Below are 21,590 nucleotides of genomic sequence, written 5' to 3'. Positions count from 1 at the left end.
TTTTCACACAGACTCTATTTTCCCCTCAGTGCTCCATGGGACGCTTCCAACCGCCTCCAAGCGCCAGAAACACGCCAACCTGCCCCATTGCAACCTGGCTGTTCGCAGCCGCCAACTGCGCACGCATGTCGGTATAGGTCCGCGTCGCCTGCAAGTCCGCCAGAAATGACTCACGCCCAGCCTGGTAGTACCGGTGCGTCTGGTCGGCCGCTTCCCGAGCAGACTTCTCTGCCTCGGCCAGTGCATCGCGCCGGTCCAGCAGTGCGCTGTATTGAGCCAGCCTTGTCTGGGTTTCGCGTATGGCATTGAGTACCACACCATCGAAATTCGCCAAGGCCGCCTGGGTGGACGCTTCAGCCATGCGAATGCGGGCCCGCGTGCCGTTGGTGGGGATGCTCCAGCTGATCTGCGGGCCGAAGCCCCAGCGGTTGGTCGCAGGCTCGCCCAGGTTGTCCAGGATGCCGATGGTCCCGACCTGCGCGCCGATGCTGATCTGTGGATAAAGCGCGCCGGTCGCCACACCGATATTGGCGGTGGCAGCCGCCAATTGGCGCTCTGCCTGGCGTACGTCGGGGCGACGTTTGAGCAACGCGGCGCCATCGCCCACCGGCACTAACTGAGTCAGCTGCGGCAGTTCAGAGCAATCGGCAGTTCCTGCTGGCAGCTTCTGCACGGGGACCGCCAGCAATGCGGCCAGGGTATACAGGCCTGTCTCACGTTCGGCCTTGAATCGCGGCAGCTCGGCGCCCAAAGACTTGAACTGGGTTTGCGACCGCGTCACCTGAGTTTCATCACCACGCCCCGCATCGCGCAGGCGCTGGCTGAGCTTGACGCTTTGCGCCTGTAAATCGAGCGACTCACGGGCAATGTGGTATTCCTCGTTGGCCGAGCACACCTGGGTGTAGGCCTTGACCACATCCGCCACCAGCGTGATCCGCGCCGTGTCCGCTGCGGCCTGTACCGCATCGGCACTGGCCCTGGCAGCTTCCGTACCGCGTTTGAAGGTGCCCCACAGGTCGAACTGGTAGGACGCGCTTATGATCGCCTCGCCGATGTTCGCCACAGGCACCTTTTCGGGCTGCAAGAAAGCCTCCCCAGACTCCTGCAGGCGCTGAGCACCTAGCTTCACCCCACCGTCGAAGCCCCCTTGAGATTCAGCGATGTCGACCTGCGCACGGGCCTTGGCGATGTTCGCCGCTGCTACGCGCAATTCGGCATTGGCACTCAGGGCCTGGCGTACCAGCGCGTTCAACCGCGGGTCGTGATACAGCTGCCACCAATCTTCCGGCACCGGTGCCGACACCACGCTGTCGGCATCTTGGCGCAGGGGGCCATTGAGGTCAGTGCGCTGGATTGCCGCTTCTTTGGGCAGCTCGTAGTCTGGCCCGACCGTCATGCAGGCGCCGAGCGACAGGCATAGCCCTGCGAGCATCAGCCGTTTCATGGGTGCATGTCCTCGACGATCGAGACGGTGGCGGTTCGCCCGGCAATCATGCGGAAATCCTGCGGGACTTCGTCAAAGGCGATCCGCACCGGAATCCGCTGGGCCAGCCTCACCCAGCTGAAGGCAGGGTTGACGTTGGGCAGCAGGTTGGTGCCGCTGCTGCGGTCGCGGTCCTCGATGCCGGCTGCAAAGCTTTCCACATGCCCGCGCAGGCGGGTGTTGTCGCCCATCACACGAATATCCACCACGTCCCCGATGTGAATGCCCCCCAGCTTGGTTTCCTCGAAGTAGCCATCGACGTGATAAGAGGCACTGTCAACCACCGACAGCACCGGTCGCCCGGCGGTTACGAACTCATGGTTGCGCGGCGCGCGATCGTTGAGATAACCGTCCACGGGGCTGCGCACCACCGAGCGATCCAGGTTCAACTGGGCACTGTCGACAGCCACCTGCGCCTCGCTGACCGCCGAGCGGGCGCGCGCTTGGCGCGACTGGCTTTCTTCGAGCTGTTCGGCCGCGACCAGGTTGCCCAACTTACGATTACGGTTCACCTCCCGCGAGGCCTGGGCCAAAGTTTCCTGACGCTCGCCGAGCGTGGCCTTGGCCTGACGCAGCGCCAGGGTGAAACGGTCCTGGTCGATGGTGAACAGCACATCGCCACGCTTGACGGTCTGGTTGTCGCGCACCTCGACCTTCTGGATCAACCCGGATACGTCCGGGGCGATCTGGATCACATCGGCGCGAATGTGGCCATCGCGCGTCCAGGGTGCGAACAGGTAGTACACAACCATCTGCCAGACGAGTACGGCGGCAAATGTCACGACCAACAGAGTAAGGACCACACGGCCCAGGGTCAGCAAAGGTTTTTTCATGGCAGCATCAGGCTTCGACAAAAGTGGTCCACCGCACCGAGCAGCACGGCGTAGAGGGCAACGTTGAACAATGCCCGGTGCCAGACCAGGCGATAGAAGTGCACACGCACCAGTACGGCGTGGACACCCAGAAACAGCAGGTAGGTTCCAATCATCATCACCAGCAGCGTGGGCAGGAATACCCCACTGATATCCAGTTCACCGATCACAGGGGTGCTCCATCCAGGCCAGACGGTAGTTGCAGTTGCTCCGCAGGCTCGAGCATGACCTCGACGCCTGGCAGCAGCGCCAGGCGCAGGCCAGCCAGCGCATGCAACAAATGCGGGCGGGCGTCGAGGCGTTCGCAGGGCTCATCGAGACTGAGCGCCAGCCGGGCCCTTTCCATGTTGCGCAAGAGTGCAGGTGGCGCGTGCAGCCGCTCACCGGCGCGCAGGCAGGCCGCGTAATGGGCACCCACTTCAGCGATCACCAAGGCCAGTCGTTCACGGGCGACCTGACCGGCACGCGGCATGTACGCCAGCAAGTCGAGCAGGTTCAGCCCAACACGCAAGTCCCGTAGCGCCACGCTGCTGTCCTGGCCGGTTTGCGACAGGCGAGGTAAATGCTGCATCAGGCGATCGAGCATTTTTACACCCACCTTGCGATGCTCGGCCAAGGTTGCGTGCTCGGTCACCTCGACGATGTCGCGCCAGGCGAAACGGGTCAGGCGCTTGGCAGCCAGCTCCACACCGAAGGGGCGCATGACCAGGGTCCAGATGAACGCGAAGAGCAGGCCAACCGGGCCGGCGAGGTTGGAATTGAGGAAGGTGAAGAAATCGGCGTCGTAGGCACCCTGGATGCTGATGAAGGTCGAGGTGTTGACGATGGTCAGCAATGTCCCTAAGTAAAAGCGTGGCTGTACCGTCAACGTGCCGATGCAGATGAAAGGCACGGCGAAGGCCAGTACCAGCATCGGGAAGTCATGCAGGTTGGGCAGCACGAGGAACAAATACAGGCTCGAGAAAATGACCGACAGCAGGGTCCAGAAGAAAAAACGGTAGATCTGTGGGGCCGGGTCGTCCATTGCCGCGAAGAAGCTGCAGGAGACGGCCGCCAGGATCACCGCACTGGCGCCATCATTCCAGCCCAGGCCGATCCACAGGCCGCAGGCAACGATGATGGCCAGGACGGTGGAGGTGACCGAGTAGAGCATCAGGCCCCGGTCGAAGAATGGCCGCAAGCGCGCCAGGCGCCAGTGCCGGTAAACGGCGCGCCAGGGTGTGGCGTCGTCGGTACGCAGGGCATGCTGCAAGGTACAGCAGTCCTGCCACAGGTCTACCCATTCGGTAAGCCGATAGAGCGCGTTGGACAACAACAGCTCGGCCCGTTGGTCCAGTGCAGCCGCATCCGGGCGCAGATCGTCGATCCTTTGATGCAGAGCTGCCCACCGCTGGACAGAGGGGCTGTCTGCGGTGCCCTTGAGCCATTCACGTGCAGCGTCGAGCACAGGCAGGATGTGTTCGAATTGCTGCGCAGCGCGCCCTTGCAAGGCCGCCAATGCATCGTCCAGCGCGTCGATGACCGGCAGCAGGTGGATCATGCGCCCACGCAGCTCACGGGCGTTTTTCAAGGTATGGGGGCCGGTACCTTCATGGCCGAGCTGGCCGATCATCAACTCCAGTGAGTTGAAGGTCGCCACCATCGCCCCGCGCATGCCACCGACATCGACCGCGCTCTGCTGCCGGGCCAGATAGCTGTCGCTGTAGCGAATGGCATCGTTGAACCAGTTGCCGGTCGCCCCTACCACCACAGGCGCCAGCCGTCGTGGCCAGAAAATGGCCCCGACCACGGCTGCGCAGACGATCCCCAGGCAGATTTCCTGGGCCCGCGAGGAAGCCACGTCGAACACGGCCAATGGGTTATCGACCACTGCCAGGGCGATCATCGGCAAGGTATACCCGGCCAGCATGAACACGTAGTTGTTGGCCGTGCGCACATTCAGCGAGAGGAACAGCAATGTCCCCGTCCACAGGGCGACTGCGATGCTCAGCAGCAGCGGCGACTGCACCAGGGGCGGTACCAGCAGCACTGCCCCAGCGGCGCCCAGCAAGGTGCCCAGGGCGCGGTACAACGCCTTGGAGCTGGTAGGCCCCAGGAAGGGGCTGGAAACGATATAGACGGTCGCCATGGCCCAGTAAGGACGCGGCAACTGCATGAGCAGGGCGATATATAGCGCGATCATGGAGGCGGCGAAGGTGCGCACGCCGTAGAACCAATCGCGCGCCGGTGGCACCGAGCTGAAGAAGCCGTTCATGCGACCCCGCCCGTGCTGCCCAGCCCGGCTGCTTCGAATGCGCGCAGTACACGCAGCGTGGCCTGCAGGTCCTCTGGATCGAGCCGACTCAGCACATCACCGCGCACCCTCACCAACTCCGCCTCGATGGCCTCGGCCAGCACGCGCCCTTCAGCCGTAAGGCTCAGGGCCTTGGCGCGCCTGTCCATCGGATCTTCGCTACGCAACACCAACCCGGCCCTGCACAGCTGGTCGAGCAAGCGCACCAGGGACGGGCTTTCCAGCCCGGCCGCCTGGGCGACCGCCACCTGGTGCACGCCATCGCCCAGGCGCACGATCATCAGCAGTGGCGCGGCACAGGCTTCGGAAATGCCGTAGCCGGTCAGTGCCATGTGGCAGATGCGGCGCCAGTGCCGAGCGGCAACGACCAGGCCACTGCTGACCTGAAGACGCAGAAGATCAAGGGACATGGGAATCACATATATTCATAGTTTGCTAACTATCAATATACGCCTGATGCTCCCCCTTCCGTCAACCGGGGGCGACGAAGCGCCTGCATGAAATCTTGTTCACACGGCCAGGCCAACCGCTACCCACGCCAACGCCTCAAGGCTGAACTTGGTCTTCCAGCTTCATGGTCAGGGCCAAGGTACTGCCCATCTGCACGGCGCGATCGCGCCATTGCTGATAGCGCTCCTGATCGCGTCGACTGAAGTGCACGGCCAGTTCTTCTGCCGCCTGCACCACACCCGCAGCGGCCGCCAGTTCGAGCCAGTACAATGCCGGCTTGAGCTCCGGTTGCACATGCAGGCCGTGAATCAGCCGGTAGCCAACCTCGAAACGACAGCGTGCCTCACCCTGTTCGGCACCCTGCAGGAACCATCGGTAGGCCAGCTGCGGATCGACCTGCCATTGCATACGGCCATCGCACACTTCTTCTTCGTACAAGTCTCCCAGCGCAGCGGCCGCATGCGACATGCCTCGCTCGAACGCCTGGCGGTAGCATTCGGCGGCCTGCGTGTAGGAACGATCCACACCTTTGCCGAAGTAGTGCTGCTGCCCCAGGTTGAACCAGGCCACGGCACTGCCCTGCAATGCCGCCATGCGCAGAAGGTGCCCGGCCAACACCGTATCAGCACGCCAGTACTTGCCATTGAGCCAGATCCAACCCAGGTCGTTCAGCGCTGCCACATTCCCCTGCAGGGCTTGCAGGCGCAGATCCTGGTAGACCGCTTGCAGGTCACTGGCTTCGTCCAGACGGCTGACCAGCATCGTCCGTTGACTGGGCATGCCGACACCTGCAAACAGCCGCTGGCGTCGGGCGACAGCGGGCGGAACGATCACCTGTGCCGGAAGCAGGCGGGCGAGCAGCGAATGGATATTGCCGACAGCAGACATGTTCATCCTCATTGAACGACGCACAACCTCAACCTTCGGCTGTGATGAGGCGTGATTCTGCGCAACAGGACGTCAAAACCTGTCGCGAACGATTCGGAGGCAGGCAACCAACCGTCACTTACTTGATCTGAGCGGTCCGTGGCCAATTGCCATGCCCCTCGCGTGCCGCCATCCTAGAGCGGCAAGCCTAGACAAGGACGTTACCTTTTGCCGTTCGCCACCACTCGCGCCACCCTCAGCCGTCAGTGGGCGCTGCTGCGCCAGCTACCGGGCCGTTCTCCAGGCCTCACCAGTTCCGAGCTGGCTTGTCGGCTACGAGACCTGGGCTTTACCGTCAGCAAGCGAACCGTGGAGCGCGACCTCAATGACCTGTCGTTGATCTTCCCGCTGGAGCGCAATGACAAGAGCATTCCCTACGGGTGGCACTGGGCCGCGGGCGTTGTGAGCGAGCTGCGCGGCACCACCGATCTGCTGGCGCATCTCAAAGGAGAAGCGCTGCAAGCGCCACCGGGCGAAGGCATTGAATTGGTGGCGCGCATCAGTGACCCCCTGGCGCGCCAGCTCAGAGAGGCTCCACTGAGCAGCGACATGCAGTTGACCGCCCATGACCAGGGGCATCGGCTGCGGGCCACGGTGAGCGACGGGAGCTCGTTGCGCTGGTGGCTTTTGAGCCGTGGGGACGAACTGGTGGTCGAGCAGCCTGCGCAGTTGCGCGAAGAGATCGGCAAGATTCTCAGCAACGCCGCAGCCCAGTATCTAACGCCATGACCAGGGACGCTCGCATTGGCCTTGGCCAATGCGACCGGCCAACGCCGGCGCTTGCAAGCTCAGCGCTGCATGCCCCAGCGCTTGACCGTCAGGCGCTCCAGGGTGTTGAAGACTAGCCCCTCAACCAGCAGCCCGATCAGGATGACCACCGCAAGGCCTGCGAACACCTTGTCGGTATAGAGTTCGTTGCGGTTCTGAAAAATGTACCAACCCAGGCCACCTTTGCCGCTGCTGGCACCAAAGACCAGTTCTGCGGCAATCAGCGTGCGCCAGGCGAACGCCCAGCCGATCTTGAGCCCGGACAGAATCGAGGGCAACGCCGCCGGCACCAGGATGTGCATCACCAGCCGTAGCCCTTTGAGGCCATAGTTGCGCCCGGCCATGCGCAGGGTGTCGGAAACACCCTGGAACCCTGCATAGGTATTGAGCGCCAGGGCCCAGAGCACCGAATGCACCAGGACGAAGATCAGGCTGTTGTCGCCTAGCCCGAACCACAGCAAGGCCAATGGCAACAGAGCGATGGCAGGCAGGGGGTTGAACATCGAGGTCAAGGTGCTCAGCAGGTCGCGCCCAAGCTGGGTGGAGACGGCCAGGCTGGTGAGACCAAAGGCCAGGATAATCCCTAGCAGGTAGCCCTTGAGCAAGATCACCAGCGACACGCCGACCTTGGCCGGCAGCTCTCCACTGACCAGGCCCTCCCACAGCGCGGCAGCTGTCTGCAGGAAGGTCGGTAGCAGCAGGTCGTTGTCCTGATAACGGGCGACGGCTTCCCACAGCAATGCGATAACTATCAGGATGACGGCCTTGCGCAGCCAACCGTGCTGCCAGAGGCGCTGACTCAACGACAGGTCGCGTTCCACAGGCACGCTGAGCAATGGCTCCAGCTGCACCTCGTATTCCTGGCGCACAGGGGTTGTGGTCATGGCTCAAGCTCCTGATCAGTAGGCAATGCGGATGTCGTTGAAACCAATGTCATCGACCTGCGCGGGGTCGGCCGCTTCATCGAACAGCAAACGGTGTATGCGCCGGGCACTGGCCTGGAAATCGCTGCCCCCCAGGCTGCCCAGGTCATATTGGTGGCTGTGCACCTCGGCGCGTACCCGGCCGGGATGAGGCGAGAGCAGCAAGATGCGGTTGCCCACCACCAAGGCCTCTTCGATGGAGTGGGTGACGAACAGCAAGGTGAAGCGTACTTCCTCCCACAGCAGCAGCAACTCTTCCTGCATCTTGCGCCGGGTAAGTGCATCAAGGGCGGCGAACGGTTCGTCCATCAGCAATATCTTCGGCTGCGTGGCCAAGGCCCTGGCAATCGCCACGCGCGCTTTCATGCCGCCTGACAGCGTATGCGGGTAGGCATCGGCAAAGGCTGCAAGACCAACTTTCTCCAGGTAGTGAAGCGCCCGTTCTTCGGCATCGGCCCGCTTCAATTGGCCCGATACCAACAGTGGAAACATGACGTTGTGCTTCACCGTCTTCCAAGGCGGCAACTGGTCGAATTCCTGGAACACCACGATGCGGTCCGGCCCCGGGCCGCTGACGGGTTGCCCCTGAAGCAGGATCTGTCCTTCACGGGGTTCGATGAAGCCGGCCACAGCTTTGAGCAAGGTTGACTTGCCACAACCGGATGGCCCCAGCAGGACGAAGCGATCAGCCTGATCCACCTCGAAACTGACCTGATGGGTAGCGCGTACCACCCGTTGCCGGGTCCGGTATTCAAGGGTAAGGCCCTGCACGTTCAACAACGGCGGTGCTATGGGATGGCTCAAGGTGCTGACCGTGTGGCCTGGCAATGGCGCAGTCATGGCTCAGCTCCCTTGCAGCGGGCGTTCATCCTGGAAGAAATAATCCTTCCACGACGCTGGCTTGTGCTTGATCGCGCCGACCCTGTAGAGGAATTCGGCGAGCTTGTAGGTGTTCTTTGGCGTGACGGTAAATTCGTACCGAGGGTTGTCGATCAGCTTGATGAGGCTTGCGCGGTCGATCTTGGCGTTGGTCACCCGGATGTAGGTATCGGCGGCTGCCGCCTTGTCGTTCTGGGCAAACGTGGCCGCTTCGGCGATGGCATCGACGAAGGCTTTGTACGTCTTGGGGTTGTCCTTGCGGAATTTTTCGGTGGCAAACAGCAGCGTGGGCGAATTCGGCCCAAGCAAGTCGTAGCTGTCGAGCACGATGTGCACGTTCTTGTTGGCCAGCGCCTGGTCCTGGAACGGCGGGTTTGAGAAGTGCCCGTTGAGTTCGGTACCGCCTGCCAGCAAGGCGGCCGTCGCATCAGGATGAGGAACCGCCAGGGTGTACTTGTCCAGGCGGTTGTATTGCTCGTCTCCCCATTGCTGCGCCGCGGCGTATTGCAGCAAGCGCGACTGCACGGACACCCCCACCGCCGGCACGGCGATGCGGTCCTTGTCGGAAAGATCCGCAATGGTCTTCACACCCGGATTGCTGCTGACCAGGTAATACGGGAAGTTGCCCAGCGAAGCCACGGCCTTGACGTTCTGTCGCCCTCGGGTTCGATCCCAGACGGTGAGCAGCGGGCCTACGCCAGCACCTGCGATATCCACCGAGCCGGACAGCAATGCGTCGTTGATGGCCGAGCCACCGGAAAGCTGTGCCCACTCGACGTCGATGTCGATGCCTTGCGCCTTGCCGTGCTTTTCGATCAGGTGCTGGTCACGCACCACATTGAGCAGCAGGTAGACGATGCCGAACTGTTCGGCGATACGAATCTTGCCTTCTGCCTGGGCGGCGGCGGGGGCCACGAGGCTGCCAATGACGAGGCTTGCGCCCAGCCCGATGCTTGCCGCCAGGCGGCTGATGGATTTGCGCATGATGGAATCCTTGTCGTCAGAACGGGGCATCGCCCTGGATGGTGGTGCGGTAGAGCTTGCGCCGCAGGTGTGCAGGGCAACCGGCAGCCAGGTGGATCAGGGAGCGGTTATCCCAGAAAACCAGGTCGTGGGGCTGCCATTGATGGCGGTAGACGTTGTGCTCCAGCACACTCAAGGCATACAGCTGCTGCAGGACATCCCGGCTTTCGTCCTCCGGCAGCCCGACGATGCGGGTGGTGAACCCTTCACTGACGAACAATGCCTGGCGACCGGTTTCGGGGTGGGTACGCACGATGGGGTGGATGACTTCCTGCACCTGAGCCAGTTGCTCGGCTGTCAGTGCAGGGCGCCAATTGCCTTCGAATCGGGTTTCGGCATAGCGGGCGGTGTAGGAATGAGCGGCACTGCGCCCGGCTACCAGCGTGCGTAGCGCAGCGGGTACCGCGTCCCAGGCCTTGTGCATGTCGGCGAACAACGTGTCCCCGCCCTCGTCAGGGAGTTCCTGGGCATGCAGCATCGAGCCCAAGCTGGGCAGTGCCTTGTAGGAGAGGTCCGAGTGCCAGAACTTGCCCGCATCGCCCAAGCCGATGTTCTGGCCGTTCTCGATGATGTTGGAAACAATCAGGATTTCAGGGTGCCCTTCGAGCAGGAACTGCTTGAGCACATGAATCTGCAGTTCGCCAAAGCGGCGGCTGAACGCGATCTGCTGCTCAGGCGTGATGCGCTGATCGCGAAAAACCAGAACATGATGATCGAGGTGGGCGCGATGAATGCGCGCGAAGTCCTGGACATTGAGCGGCCTGGAAAGGTCGAGGCCGACGATTTCGGCGCCGACGGCGCCGGCGAACGGGTGGACTTCAAAAAGTTGTGACGGCGCGCTATCGATGAGCGACAGGGCGTTCAAGGCGGCTGGCATGTTTCACTCCCACGCAGTGCGCGACTTCATGACGCGCGACGATCGGAAACGCACGGGGGACTCCCGTGTGGGTTCGAGTCGTGCGGCGCATCGATTGGTCGACGGGTACGCAGTGGGTGAACTATAAGGTCATAAGAAAGATATTTTAAATACCTTTAAAGCATAACCATAGTCCGGCCTGTGCATGGGCTGGGTGTCAGATCAGGCCACCCTCTTCTTCTTCCTCTATCAGGTTGTTGAGGCTGCTCAGCGCCTTGCGCGCCGTCGAACGGTTGAGCAGTTTGGCCTGGGCGCCAGGTGGCAGATCGGTGATCTTGAACACGCCTTTGGCGGTCAGGACATCGATCAGGTCTTCAAGCACCCGGATCATGTCCAGGTCGCTTTGCTTGAGCTGATTGAGGCTGTTTTCCACAACGTCGTCGGCAAACCATTCCTGGATGTCGGCATGGTCGGCCGGAAGCATTTCGGTAAATTCGTCGAACGCAGCAGCTTCCACTCGCTGCAACTGGCCAGCGGCGTCGCGTTGCACGTAGAACATGGCGATGTCCCTCGTCACATGGATTCCTTCAGGGTAGACAGCAGCATAGGCAAAAAGCGCCGTACGCGTGGATGCGGCGCGAAAGTATGCGCTGTGGGAGTGCGTGGCGGGAAGGCCTGCCCAGCCAGTTGCGCCAGGTCAAGGCATACCGGGGCAACCTTTTACGGTTGCCCCGGTGATGGGCCGTCAGCTGTCTTTGTTGTGGATGATGATGGTCGGGTCGGCACCGCTGATCAACGAGTTGATCGTCTGGTTGGACCAGTTCACACCTTCGAGCTTGATGGTGACGTCAGCATTGGCCAGCCCGCCATCGGTGTTGAGCTTGCCTTCGCTGCTGACCTGCAGCGTCGTGGTGCCCTCCACGGTCGACAGCTTGAGGTAGTTGTCGATGGTGCTGCCTTTCTCGCCTTGCAACAGGTCCTTGAGGTCGATGCGGTCACCTTCGGAGCGGTTGAAGTCCTTGATAACGTCATTGCCATAATCGCCGGCCTTCCAGACGAAGGTATCGGCACCGCTGCCGCCGATCAGGATGTCGTTACCCGGGCCGCCGATGAGGGTGTCGTTGCCTGTGCCACCCAACAGGATGTCATTGCCTTTGCCGCCATCGAGGATGTCGTTGCCGCCCTGACCGAACAAGATGTCGTTACCGTTGCCGCCCGACAGGATGTCGTTGCCGCCGTTGGGCCCGGAGATATCGAACTCGGTGTAGTGCTCGGAGATGTACTGGTGCATCGCCTTGCTGTCCACCGCGCTGGCATCGACGCCGGTCTTCATCGCCACATAGTTCTGCAGCGCTTCGATACCGTTACCCGCTACCGACGGCATGGTGATCACGTCGCCGAACAGGATGTCGTTGCCATCGCCACCATTGACGGTGTCACTACCAGGCTGGATGGCCTCGGTGTGGCCCAGGATGGCGTTGGCCAGGTTGGAGGCATCGATGTTGCTCTGCGGATTGCCATCGGAGTCGTACGGCTTGAGGTCATCGATGTTGACGCCGCTGCCGATGCCGATCGCCTCGATGGTCGGCGACAACCCTTTGAGTACCGCGTACGCGTTCTGGGAGTTGGCAATCGTGTCAGCATCGGCGTAGCTGCCCTGGCCTGCCAGGCTGGACAGCTCGTAGGTGCCATCGCCCTGCGCGTGCAATGTACCTGACAAGGTCTGGGTCGAGCTCCAGAAGCCGTATCTGGTAACCGTCAGGTACCCCGAGCTGTCGATGTTCAGGACGTTGCTGCTGTCCAGGTAGACGTTCACGGTCTGGCCGAGTTTGTAGTTAATGGACGACAGGTAAGCATCCATCATGATGCCCTTGCTGCTGAGCAGCGCTGGGTTACCACGCTCACCGGTCTGGTAATACGTTGGCTCGCCGTCGGTGATGAAGAACGTCTGATTATTGCCGGTAACGCCGGAATCCTTGAGGTTCTGGAACCAGTTGGCCGTCGTCTTGAAGGCGTCCTCGTAGTTGGTGCCACCTTTGGCCGTCATGGCCGTCAGGGCATTTTTCAGCGTCTGCAGGGCATTGCTGTCGGACAGGTTGACCGCAACGGTGGATTTCACCTGAGTGGCGAAGTCCACCAACAACACGTTGACCGTGCCGGACGTTGCCCCTTTGACGCTGTTGGACAGCGTGGTGAAGACCGACTGCAGTGCTTTCTGCGCAGGGTCCACGGAGTCCTTCATGCTGCCCGAGGTGTCCACGATGAAGGCCAGGTTGTAGTTCTGACCTGGGACCACATGCAGGCCGCTGATGTCGGCAACGATGATCTCGTTGGCGCCCGTTCCGGTGAACGTATCGCTCTCGGCCGTGAGGTTGGTCGCCGAGTAGGTATCAGGGTACACCGTGACCTTGATCGTGCCTTCGTTGACCGCCTTGCTGCCGCCCACGCTCTCCGTGGAGGTAGAAGTGACCTTCACGTCGAACTGGCCTTGGTAGTAGGCCGGTGGCTTGATGGTGAGGCTGCCCAACTTCCAACCTGTCACATCGACGCCGCTGGCGCCGACGGTAGCGGTATGACCAGCACCATCGCTGACCACCGCCCCTGCAGGGATACCGGATAGTTTGACGCTCAGCGTCTCGGAACCGTCGGTATCGGTCAGGGCAGTCGAGATACCGACCAGTTTCACCGTACCGTTCTCTTGGCCTTCGTTGAGCTTGTAGCCATCGTAGTAGGTTTGGCCGTTGACCGTGTGCGCGTCTGACACGCTCAGACCAGCGTTGGCCATCTCGGTCACGTTCTGGTACATGCGGATGTTTGCGCTGCTCAGGTCGGTCACGCCGCCAGAGCCGACCTGAATGTTCAGGTCATAGCTGCCCGGGCCGGACTGGTTGGCATGGTAGACCTCGATCGGGTAGTAGCCGGTCGCCGTAGGCGTGAACGACCCCGTCACCTGGCCGCCGCCGCCCCACGTGGCCGTGACCACGGTCTTGCCACCGATATTGACCAGGAAGCTGTCGTCGGCAGTACCACTGAAGGTGTAGGTCTTGCCAGCTTCCAGGTAGATCAGGCCGGAGGTCTTCGAACCGCTGCCTCCATTCACGCTGCCGTCGGACTGGACGTTGGTGGTGGTGGCACTGGAGGTGGCGCTGCCGGAGTTGGCAAAGACCGTCTTCAGTGCATCACCGGTGATGCCATTGCCGTTGGTGCCCAGGTCCTTCAGGGTAGTCCACACTTCCTTGGTCAAGCCTTTGGACACTACATCGGCGCTGCCGATGGCCAGCGTCGGCATGTCTGCCACAGGGCTGATGTCGACCTTCATGGTCGTTTCGGTACCCAGGTTGGTCCCGTCGTTGGGCTTGTACTTGAACTGCGCGTAGTCAGCCTGCTGGTTGCCCACGCCGGTGCCACCGTAGCCATCAGCGCCGGACTGGTTGAGCAGTGGCACGAACTTCAGTTTGCTGGCGGCGATATCGGCCTGGCTGACCACCTGGCCGACAGTAACGTTGGTCCAGGTGCTGCCGTTGAAGTACTTGAGGCTGCCTGCAGCCGGCAGCGAGGTGATGGTCACGGCCAGACCGGTATTGCCATCCGGGTCAGTGACCTTGAAGTCACCCCAGGCGAATACATAGTCGGTGTCTTCCACGCCATACACGGCACCGCCTTGAGATACCGGCAGGTTGTCGTTGTCGAGGATGGCGGTGGTGACGCTGCCTTTGCTGCCGTTTACCTGCAGGTTCTCGAAGTTGCCACCGGTGGCGCTTTCGATCTTGACCGTGAAGTTCTCGGTGCCTTCGACCAGCTTGTCGTCGATCGTCGGCACATCGAAGGTCACGCCGGAGCTGTTGGCCGGGATCTTCACGGTGGTGACACCCGTGAAGTCTTCGCCGTTCTTGGCCGTGCCCGAGTAGCTGAGGGTCACAGTGACTTCGGACTGGGACGGGTTGCTCAACGTCAGGGTGTAGTGCGCCGTCTCGCCTTCGGTGAGCGAGGTGGTGCCACTGATACCGACGGTGGTCACGTCGCCCTGGCCGCTCGGCTCGTCGGTCACGGTCGTGGTCACGGCAGTCTTGCTGCCCACCAGGCTCTCGAACTGCTTGTCACCGGCAACGCTGATGTCGGTGATGGCCTTGGTGATGGCAGGCTGGCCACCGACGTACACGTCATCCGGCGCATTGATGCTGACCGTACCGCTTGCAGAACCCGCGGCAATGAACACTTGCGTGCCACCGGTCAGGGTCACGGTCACGCCGCCGTGGCCTGTCACAGGCAGGCTGGTGTCTTCACTGACCAGCGTCACGGTGTAGGTGATCTTGCCACCCTCGACGACGGTAGTGTTATCCACAGCCAGCACAGCAGTGACCTTGCTGATGGTGTCAGTGATGTTGACCGAGGCAGGCGCGCCCAGCACCAGGTTCTCGAACTTGGCGTTTGGTACTTCGGCCTTGGTGATGCCGATCTCCAGCTTGCCCTCGTCCTTGAACACGTCATCGCCCTGAGCTGGCGCGACGTAGGACTTGCTGGTCTCCCCGGCCTTGAACACAACGGTGGCGTTGTTGCTCAGGGTGACGGTGAGGTCTTTGTCCAGCACGCGGTTCAAGGTCAGGGTGAACAGAGGCGGCGTGGCTTCATTGACCGAGGCCTGGTTGGCCACGATGTTGACCAGTACCAGGTCGCCCTGGCCAGTCGGCTCATCGGTCACCGCCGTGGTGACCGTGTTCTTGCTCGCCACCAGGTTCTCGAACTGCTTGTCACCGGCGACGGTGAGGTCAGTGATGGCCTTGGTGATTGCAGGCTGGCCACCGACATACACGTCATCCGGCGCATTGATGGTGACGGTACCGCTGGCAGAGCCGGCGGCGATGAACACCTGAGTGCCACCGGTCAGGGTGACGGTCACGCCACCATGGCCAGTCACCGGCAGGTTGTTGTCTTCACTGACCAAGGTCACGGTGTAGGTGATCTTGCCGCCTTCAGCCACAGTGGTGTTATCCACAGCCAGCACAGCGGTGACCTTGCTGATGGTGTCGGTGATGTTGACCGAGGCAGGAGCACCCAGCACCAGGTTCTCGAACTTGGCGTTCGGCACTTCAGCCTTGGCGATGCCGATCTCCAGCTTGCCCTCGTCCTTGAACACGTCGTCGCCCTGCGCCGCGGCGGTGTAGGTCTTGGTCATCTCGCCAGCCTTGAACACAACGGTGGCGTTGTTGCTCAGGGTGACGGTCAGGTCCTTGTCCAGCGCACGGTTCAGGCTCAAGGTGAAGGTGGGCGCAGTGGCTTCGTTGACCGACACTTGGTCTGCAGCGATGTTCACCTGCACCAGGTCGCCCTGCCCAGCCGGCTCGTCGGTGACGGTGGTCGTGACTGCCGCCTTGCTGGCCACCAGGTTCTCGAACTGCTTGTCACCGGCGACGGTGATATCCGTGATGGCCTTGGTGATGGCAGGCTGGCCGCCGACGTACACGTCGTCCGGCGCATTGATGCTGACGGTGCCGCTGGCAGAGCCGGCGGCGATGAACACCTGGGTGCCGCCGGTCAGGGTGACGGTCACGCCACCATGGCCGATGACCGGCAGGTTGTTGTCTTCACTGAGCAAGGTCACGGTGTAGGTGATCTTGCCGCCCTCAGCCACAGTGGTGTTATCCACAGCCAGCACAGCGGTGACCTTGCTGATGGTGTCGGTGATGTTGACCGAGGCAGGGGCGCCCAGCACCAGGTTCTCGAACTTGGCGTTCGGCACTTCAGCCTTGGCGATGCCGATCTCCAGCTTGCCCTCGTCCTTGAACACGTCGTCGCCCTGCGCCGCGGCGGTATAGGTCTTGGTCATCTCGCCAGCCTTGAACACAACGGTAGCGTTGTTGCTCAAGGTGACAGTCAGGTCCTTGTCCAGCGCACGGTTCAGGCTCAGGGTGAAGGTTGGGGCCGTGGCTTCATTGACCGACGCTTGATCCGCAACGATGTTCACCTGCACCAGGTCGCCCTGGCCAGCAGGTTCGTCAGTCACGGTGGTGGTCACTGGCGACTTGTTGGCCACCAGGTTCTCGAACTGCTTGTCACCGGCCACACTGATATCCGTGATGGCCTTGGTGATTGCAGGCTGGCCGCCGACGTATACGTCATCCGGTGCGTTGATGCTGACGGTACCGCTGGCAGACCCGGCGGCGATGAACACCTGCGTGCCACCGGTCAGGGTGACGGTCACGCCACCATGGCCGGTCACTGGCAGGTTGTTGTCTTCGCTGACCAAGGTCACGGTGTAGGTGATCTTGCCGCCTTCGGTCACGGTGGTGTTATCCACAGCCAGTACCGCAGTAACCTTGCTGATCGTGTCGGTAACGTTGACCGAAGCCGGGCCGCCAATGACCAGGTTCTCGAAGGTGGCGTTCGGCACCTCTGCCTTGACGATGCCGACCTCGATCTTGCCTTCGTCCTTGAACACGTCATCGCCCTGCGCAGCGGCGGTGTAGGTCTTGGTCATCTCGCCAGCCTTGAACACAACGGTAGCGTTGTTGCTCAGGGTGACGGTCAGGTCCTTGTCCAGTGCACGGTTCAGGCTCAGGGTGAAGGTCGGTGCCGTGGCTTCGTTCACCGACACCTGGTTGGCGACGATATTGACCTGCACCAGGTCGCCCTGGCCGGCAGGTTCGTCGTGCACGGTGGTGGTGACCGGCGACTTGTCCGCTACCAGGTTTTCGAATTGCTTGGCGCCTGCGACCGTGATGTCGGTAATCGACTTGGTGACCGCAGGTTGGCCGCCGACGTAGACGTCATCTGGCGCATTGATGGTGACGGTGCCAGTGGCAGAGCCAGCGGCGATGAACACCTGGGTGCCACCGGTCAAGGTAACGGTCACGCCGCCGTGGCCAGTCACCGGCAGGTCGCTGTCTTCGCTGATCAAGGTCACGGTGTAGGTGATCTTCCCGCCTTCGACGACCGAGGTGTTATCCACAGCCAGCACAGCCGTGACTTTGCTGATGGTGTCGGTGACATCGACCGATGCAGGTGCGCCTAGCACCAGGTTCTCGAAGGTAGCATTCGGCACTTCGGCCTTGACGATGCCGATCTGGATCTTGCCTTCGTCCTTGAAGACGTCATCACCCTGGGCAGGTGCGACATAGGACTTGCTGGTCTCGCCGGCCTTGAACACAACAGTGGCGTTGTTGCTCAGGGTGACGGTGAGATCCTTGTCCAGCACGCGGTTCAGGGTCAGGGTGAACAGGGGTGGCGTGGCCTCGTTGACCGAGACCTGATTGGCCACGATGTTAACCAGAACCAGATCACCCTGGTTGTCATTGCCTGGCATACCCGAGCCTGGCTCGTCGGTGACTGCGGTGCTGACCGGGGTCTTGTCCAAGGTCAGCTGCTCAAATTTCCAGACATCCGGACCGCTGACCGCCGCGATCGACTTGACGACCGGGTCGTTGGCGCCGATGTAGACGTTGTCAGGTGCGATGACGGTGACCGAGCCGGTCGTACCATTGGCCGGGATGGTGATGATGGTTTTGCCATCGTCCAGGGTGAAGGTCAGCGCGCCGTGCTTGTCGATTGGCAGGCCGTCCTTGTTGGTCAGGGTCACGGTGTAGGTGATCTGACCGCCTTCGGCCACGGAGTCGGTCGCAGTCAGTTTCGCGACTACTTCGTCGATGGTGTCGGTGACTTTGACCGACGCCTCGTTACCCAGTTGCAAGTTCTCGAAGGTGCGACCACCCGCGTCGGCTGCCGACTTGATGCCCAGGCTAATTTCGCCCGAGTCTTTATAAACGTCGTCGCCCTGCGCTGCGTGGGTGTACTGAACGCTGGTTTCGCCGGCCTTGATAGTGACCTTCTCGTTGTTGCTCAGGGTCACGACCAGATCATTGGCCAGTGCGGTATTCACGTGCACAGTGAACGTCGGCTTGACGTTCTCGGCGACAGAGGTCTGGTCGGCCGTAATGCTGACCAGAACTTGGTCGCCCTGGTTGCCCGTGCCTGGAGTACCCGAGCCTGGCTCGTCGGTAACCTGGGTGGTGACCGGCGTTTTGTCCAAAGTGAGCTGTTCAAACTTGCCAACGTCTGCACCGGCAACGGAGGCGATCGATTTCACGACCGGATCGTTAGCACCGACATAGTCGTTGTCTGGCGCTGTAACGGTTACCGAACCGGTAGTGCCGTTGGCTGGGATGGTGATGACGGTCTTGCCGTCGTCCAGCGTGAAGGTCAGCGCGCCATGCTTGTCGATTGGCAAGCCATCTTTGTTGGTCAGGGTCACGGTGTAGGTGATCTGACCACCTTCGGTGACCGAATCGGTGGCGGTGAGCTTGGCTACAACTTCGTCGATGGTATCGGTCACTTTGACCGAGGCATCGTTACCCAGCTGCAGGTTTTCGAAGGTACGGCCGCCAGCGTCGGCTGCCGACTTGATGCCCAGGCTGATTTCGCCCGAGTCTTTGTAGACGTCGTCGCCCTGCGCTGCGTGCTCGTAGGAAACAGCGGTCTGGCCGGCTTTGATGGTGACTTGAGCGTTATTGCTCAGGGTCACGACCAGGTCGTTGGCCAGGGCTTTGTTGATCTGAACGGTGAACGTTGGTTTGACGTTCTCGGCAACGGAGGTCTGGTCAGCCGTAATGGTGACCAACACCAAGTCGCCTTGGTTACCCGTGCCTGGGGTGCCCGAACCTGGCTCGTCGGTAACTTCGGTGCTGACTTGGGTTTTATCCAGCGTCAGTTGCTCGAACTTCCAGGCATCCGCACCGCTGACCGATTCGATCGAGTTCACGACGGCAGGGTTCGTACCCACATAAACGTTGTCCGGCGCAGTAGCAGTGGCCGAACCTACGGTGCTGTTGGCAGGAACCACGACGGTGGTGCCGTCTTTCAGGTGGAAGTACAGCTCAGCGTGGTTGTTGATCGGCAGACCGTCTTTGTTGGTCAGCGTCACGGTGTAGGTAATCTCGCCGCCTTCGGCGACCGAAGTCGAAGCGGTGAGCTTGGCCACAACTTCGTCGATGGTATCGGTGACTTTGACCGAGGCCTCGCCGCCCAGCTGCAGATTTTCGAAGGTGCGACCGCCAGCGTCGGCTGCCGACTTGATGCCCAGGCTGATCTCGCCGGAGTCTTTATAAACGTCGTCGCCTTGCGCTGCGTGGGTGTACTGGGCGCTGGTTTCGCCGGCCTTGATGGTGACCTTCTCGTTGTTGCTCAAGGTCACGACCAGGTCGTTAGCCAGGGCCGTGTTCACGTGCACGGTGAAAGTCGGCTTGACGTTCTCGGCGACCGAGGTCTGGTCGGCGGTGATGGTCACGTGGACCAGATCGCCTTGGTTGCCAGTCCCTGGAGTACCCGAGCCTGGCTCGTCGGTAACCTGGGTGCTGACAGGTGTTTTATCGAGCGTTAGTTGCTCGAACTTGCCGACGTCTGCGCCAGTAACAGTTGCGATCGATTTAACGACCGGATCGTTCGCGCCAACATAGACGTTGTCAGGCGCGGTCACAGTGACCGAACCGGTTGTGCCATTGGCTGGGATGGTGATGACGGTCTTGCCATCGTCCAGCGTGAAGGTCAGCGCCCCGTGTTTGTCGATTGGCAAGCCGTCTTTGTTGGTCAGGGTCACGGTGTAAGTGATCTGACCGCCTTCAGTGACCGAGTCGGTTGCAGTGAGCTTGGCTACAACTTCGTCGATGGTGTCAGTCACTTTGACCGAGGCATCGTTGCCCAACTGCAGATTTTCGAACGTGCGGCCGCCAGCGTCTGCTGCCGACTTGATGCCCAGGCTGATTTCGCCGGAGTCTTTGTAGACGTCGTCGCCCTGCGCTGCGTGCTCGTAGGAAACAGCAGTCTGACCAGCCTTGATGGTGACTTGAGCGTTGTTGCTCAGGGTCACGACCAGGTCGTTAGCCAGGGCTTTGTTGATCTGAACGGTGAACGTCGGCTTAACGTTTTCAGCAACAGAAGTCTGGTCAGCGGTGATGGTGACCAGCACTTGGTCGCCTTGGTTGCCTGTACCTGGAGTGCCCGAACCTGGTTCGTCGGTCACGACGGTGCTGACCGGAGTCTTGTCCAGAGTCAGTTGCTCGAACTTGCCAACGTCCGCACCAGCAACACTGGCGATCGATTTAACGACCGGGTCGTTGGCACCGACATAGTCGTTGTCTGGTGCGGTCACAGTGACCGAACCGGTAGTGCCGTTGGCCGGGATGGTGATGACAGTCTTGCCATCGTCCAGCGTGAAGGTCAGCGCGCCATGCTTGTCGATTGGCAGGCCATCTTTATTGGTCAGGGTCACGGTGTAGGTGATCTGACCGCCTTCGGTTACGGAATCGGTCGCAGTCAACTTGGCCACGACTTCGTCGATGGTATCGGTGACTTTCACCGAGGCCTCGCCGCCCAGCTGCAGATTTTCGAAGGTGCGACCGCCAGCGTCGGCTGCCGACTTGATACCCAAGCTGATTTCGCCCGAGTCTTTGTAGACGTCGTCACCTTGTGCCGCGTGGGTGTACTGAGCGCTGGTTTCGCCGGCCTTGATGGTGACCTTTTCATTGTTACTCAGGGTCACGACCAAGTCGTTGGCCAGTGCTTTGTTGATCTGAACGGTGAACGTCGGCTTGACGTTTTCAGCAACAGAAGTCTGATCCGCCGCAATGGTGACCAGAACTTGGTCGCCCTGGTTGCCAGTGCCCGGAGTGCCCGAACCTGGCTCGTCGATAACTTGTGTGCTGACTGGCGTCTTGTCCAGAGTCAGTTGCTCGAACTTGCCAACATCAGCGCCAGCAACAGAGGCGATCGATTTAACGACCGGATCGTTAGCACCGACATAGTCGTTGTCTGGCGCGGTTACAGTGACCGAACCGGTAGTGCTGTTCGCCGGGATGGTGATGACAGTCTTGCCATCATCCAGTGTGAAGGTCAGCGCACCATGCTTGTCGATTGGCAATCCGTCTTTGTTGGTCAGGGTCACAGTGTAGGTGATCTGACCACCTTCGGTGACCGAGTCAGTAGCAGTCAGCTTGGCCACGACTTCGTCGATGGTATCGGTGACTTTCACCGAGGCCTCGCCGCCCAACTGCAGATTTTCGAACGTGCGACCGCCAGCGTCGGCTGCCGACTTGATGCCCAGGCTGATTTCGCCGGAGTCTTTATAAAC

At 61.2% G+C, this 21,590-nt stretch carries 13 protein-coding genes (1 of these 13 only partly in view); 1 reads left to right on the top strand and 12 read right to left on the bottom strand.

The features are described from left to right. Positions 1-25: 25 nt before the first annotated feature. The 6 genes from CWR53_RS00745 to CWR53_RS00720 form a co-directional block, all read right to left on the bottom strand. Positions 26-1,444, bottom strand: a complete 1,419-nt coding sequence (locus tag CWR53_RS00745; protein ID WP_058604676.1) for an efflux transporter outer membrane subunit — start codon at positions 1,442-1,444, stop codon at positions 26-28. Further along, a complete protein-coding gene (locus CWR53_RS00740; RefSeq protein ID WP_058604675.1) occupies positions 1,441-2,316 on the bottom strand; it encodes an HlyD family secretion protein in 876 nt (291 codons plus the stop codon). Before CWR53_RS00740 ends, CWR53_RS00745 begins: the two co-directional genes overlap by 4 nt. Further along, entirely contained in the window at positions 2,313-2,525 is a 213-nt protein-coding gene (locus CWR53_RS00735) for a DUF1656 domain-containing protein (protein ID WP_023535833.1), read from the bottom strand. The genes CWR53_RS00740 and CWR53_RS00735 overlap by 4 nt, the downstream gene beginning before the upstream one ends. Then, positions 2,522-4,609 (bottom strand): FUSC family protein, encoded by a 2,088-nt coding sequence (locus CWR53_RS00730; RefSeq protein WP_100850572.1) that lies wholly within the window; start codon positions 4,607-4,609, stop codon positions 2,522-2,524. The genes CWR53_RS00735 and CWR53_RS00730 overlap by 4 nt, the downstream gene beginning before the upstream one ends. Further along, the gene (locus CWR53_RS00725; protein ID WP_058604673.1) at positions 4,606-5,058 is read right to left on the bottom strand and encodes a MarR family winged helix-turn-helix transcriptional regulator; all 453 of its coding nucleotides are present in this window, start codon (positions 5,056-5,058) and stop codon (positions 4,606-4,608) included. The genes CWR53_RS00730 and CWR53_RS00725 overlap by 4 nt, the downstream gene beginning before the upstream one ends. Positions 5,059-5,194: 136 nt before the next feature. Next, positions 5,195-5,986, bottom strand: a complete 792-nt coding sequence (locus CWR53_RS00720; protein ID WP_058604672.1) for a tetratricopeptide repeat protein — start codon at positions 5,984-5,986, stop codon at positions 5,195-5,197. Between the two features lie 207 nt (positions 5,987-6,193). Here CWR53_RS00720 and CWR53_RS00715 point away from each other — a divergent pair, with 207 nt between their 5' ends. Beyond that, on the top strand, positions 6,194-6,754 hold the full coding sequence (locus CWR53_RS00715; protein WP_058604671.1) for a WYL domain-containing protein: 561 nt from the start codon (positions 6,194-6,196) through the stop codon (positions 6,752-6,754). Between the two features lie 59 nt (positions 6,755-6,813). Here CWR53_RS00715 and CWR53_RS00710 read toward each other — a convergent pair whose 3' ends face one another. The 6 genes from CWR53_RS00710 to CWR53_RS00685 all read right to left on the bottom strand — a co-directional run. Further along, positions 6,814-7,677 carry an ABC transporter permease gene (locus CWR53_RS00710; protein ID WP_058604670.1) on the bottom strand — a complete coding sequence of 288 codons (864 nt, stop codon included), beginning with the start codon at positions 7,675-7,677 and terminating at the stop codon, positions 6,814-6,816. 15 nt (positions 7,678-7,692) lie between these two features. Next, positions 7,693-8,556, bottom strand: a complete 864-nt coding sequence (locus tag CWR53_RS00705) for an ABC transporter ATP-binding protein (RefSeq protein ID WP_100850571.1) — start codon at positions 8,554-8,556, stop codon at positions 7,693-7,695. A 3-nt stretch (positions 8,557-8,559) separates the two neighbouring features. Continuing rightward, complete coding sequence (locus CWR53_RS00700; RefSeq protein WP_100850570.1) at positions 8,560-9,579, bottom strand: ABC transporter substrate-binding protein; 1,020 nt, start codon at positions 9,577-9,579, stop codon at positions 8,560-8,562. 16 nt (positions 9,580-9,595) lie between these two features. Further along, positions 9,596-10,495, bottom strand: a complete 900-nt coding sequence (locus CWR53_RS00695) for a TauD/TfdA family dioxygenase (RefSeq protein WP_058604667.1) — start codon at positions 10,493-10,495, stop codon at positions 9,596-9,598. A gap of 196 nt (positions 10,496-10,691) precedes the next feature. Beyond that, entirely contained in the window at positions 10,692-11,033 is a 342-nt protein-coding gene (locus CWR53_RS00690) for a hypothetical protein (RefSeq protein ID WP_023535786.1), read from the bottom strand. Between the two features lie 186 nt (positions 11,034-11,219). Further along, a protein-coding gene (locus tag CWR53_RS00685; RefSeq protein WP_258313186.1) for an immunoglobulin-like domain-containing protein crosses the window boundary here: on the bottom strand, positions 11,220-21,590 show its 3' portion. Its footprint extends 16,794 nt past the window's final position; 10,371 of the gene's 27,165 nt are visible here — the last part of the coding sequence; its start codon lies off the right edge, out of view — the gene reads right to left on this strand; its stop codon occupies positions 11,220-11,222.

It is taken from the genome of Pseudomonas sp. SGAir0191 (assembly GCF_002812565.2).
In the GTDB taxonomy this organism is placed as follows: Bacteria; Pseudomonadota; Gammaproteobacteria; order Pseudomonadales; family Pseudomonadaceae; genus Aquipseudomonas; species Aquipseudomonas parafulva_B.
This window is presented reverse-complemented; position numbering and strand designations above follow the sequence as displayed.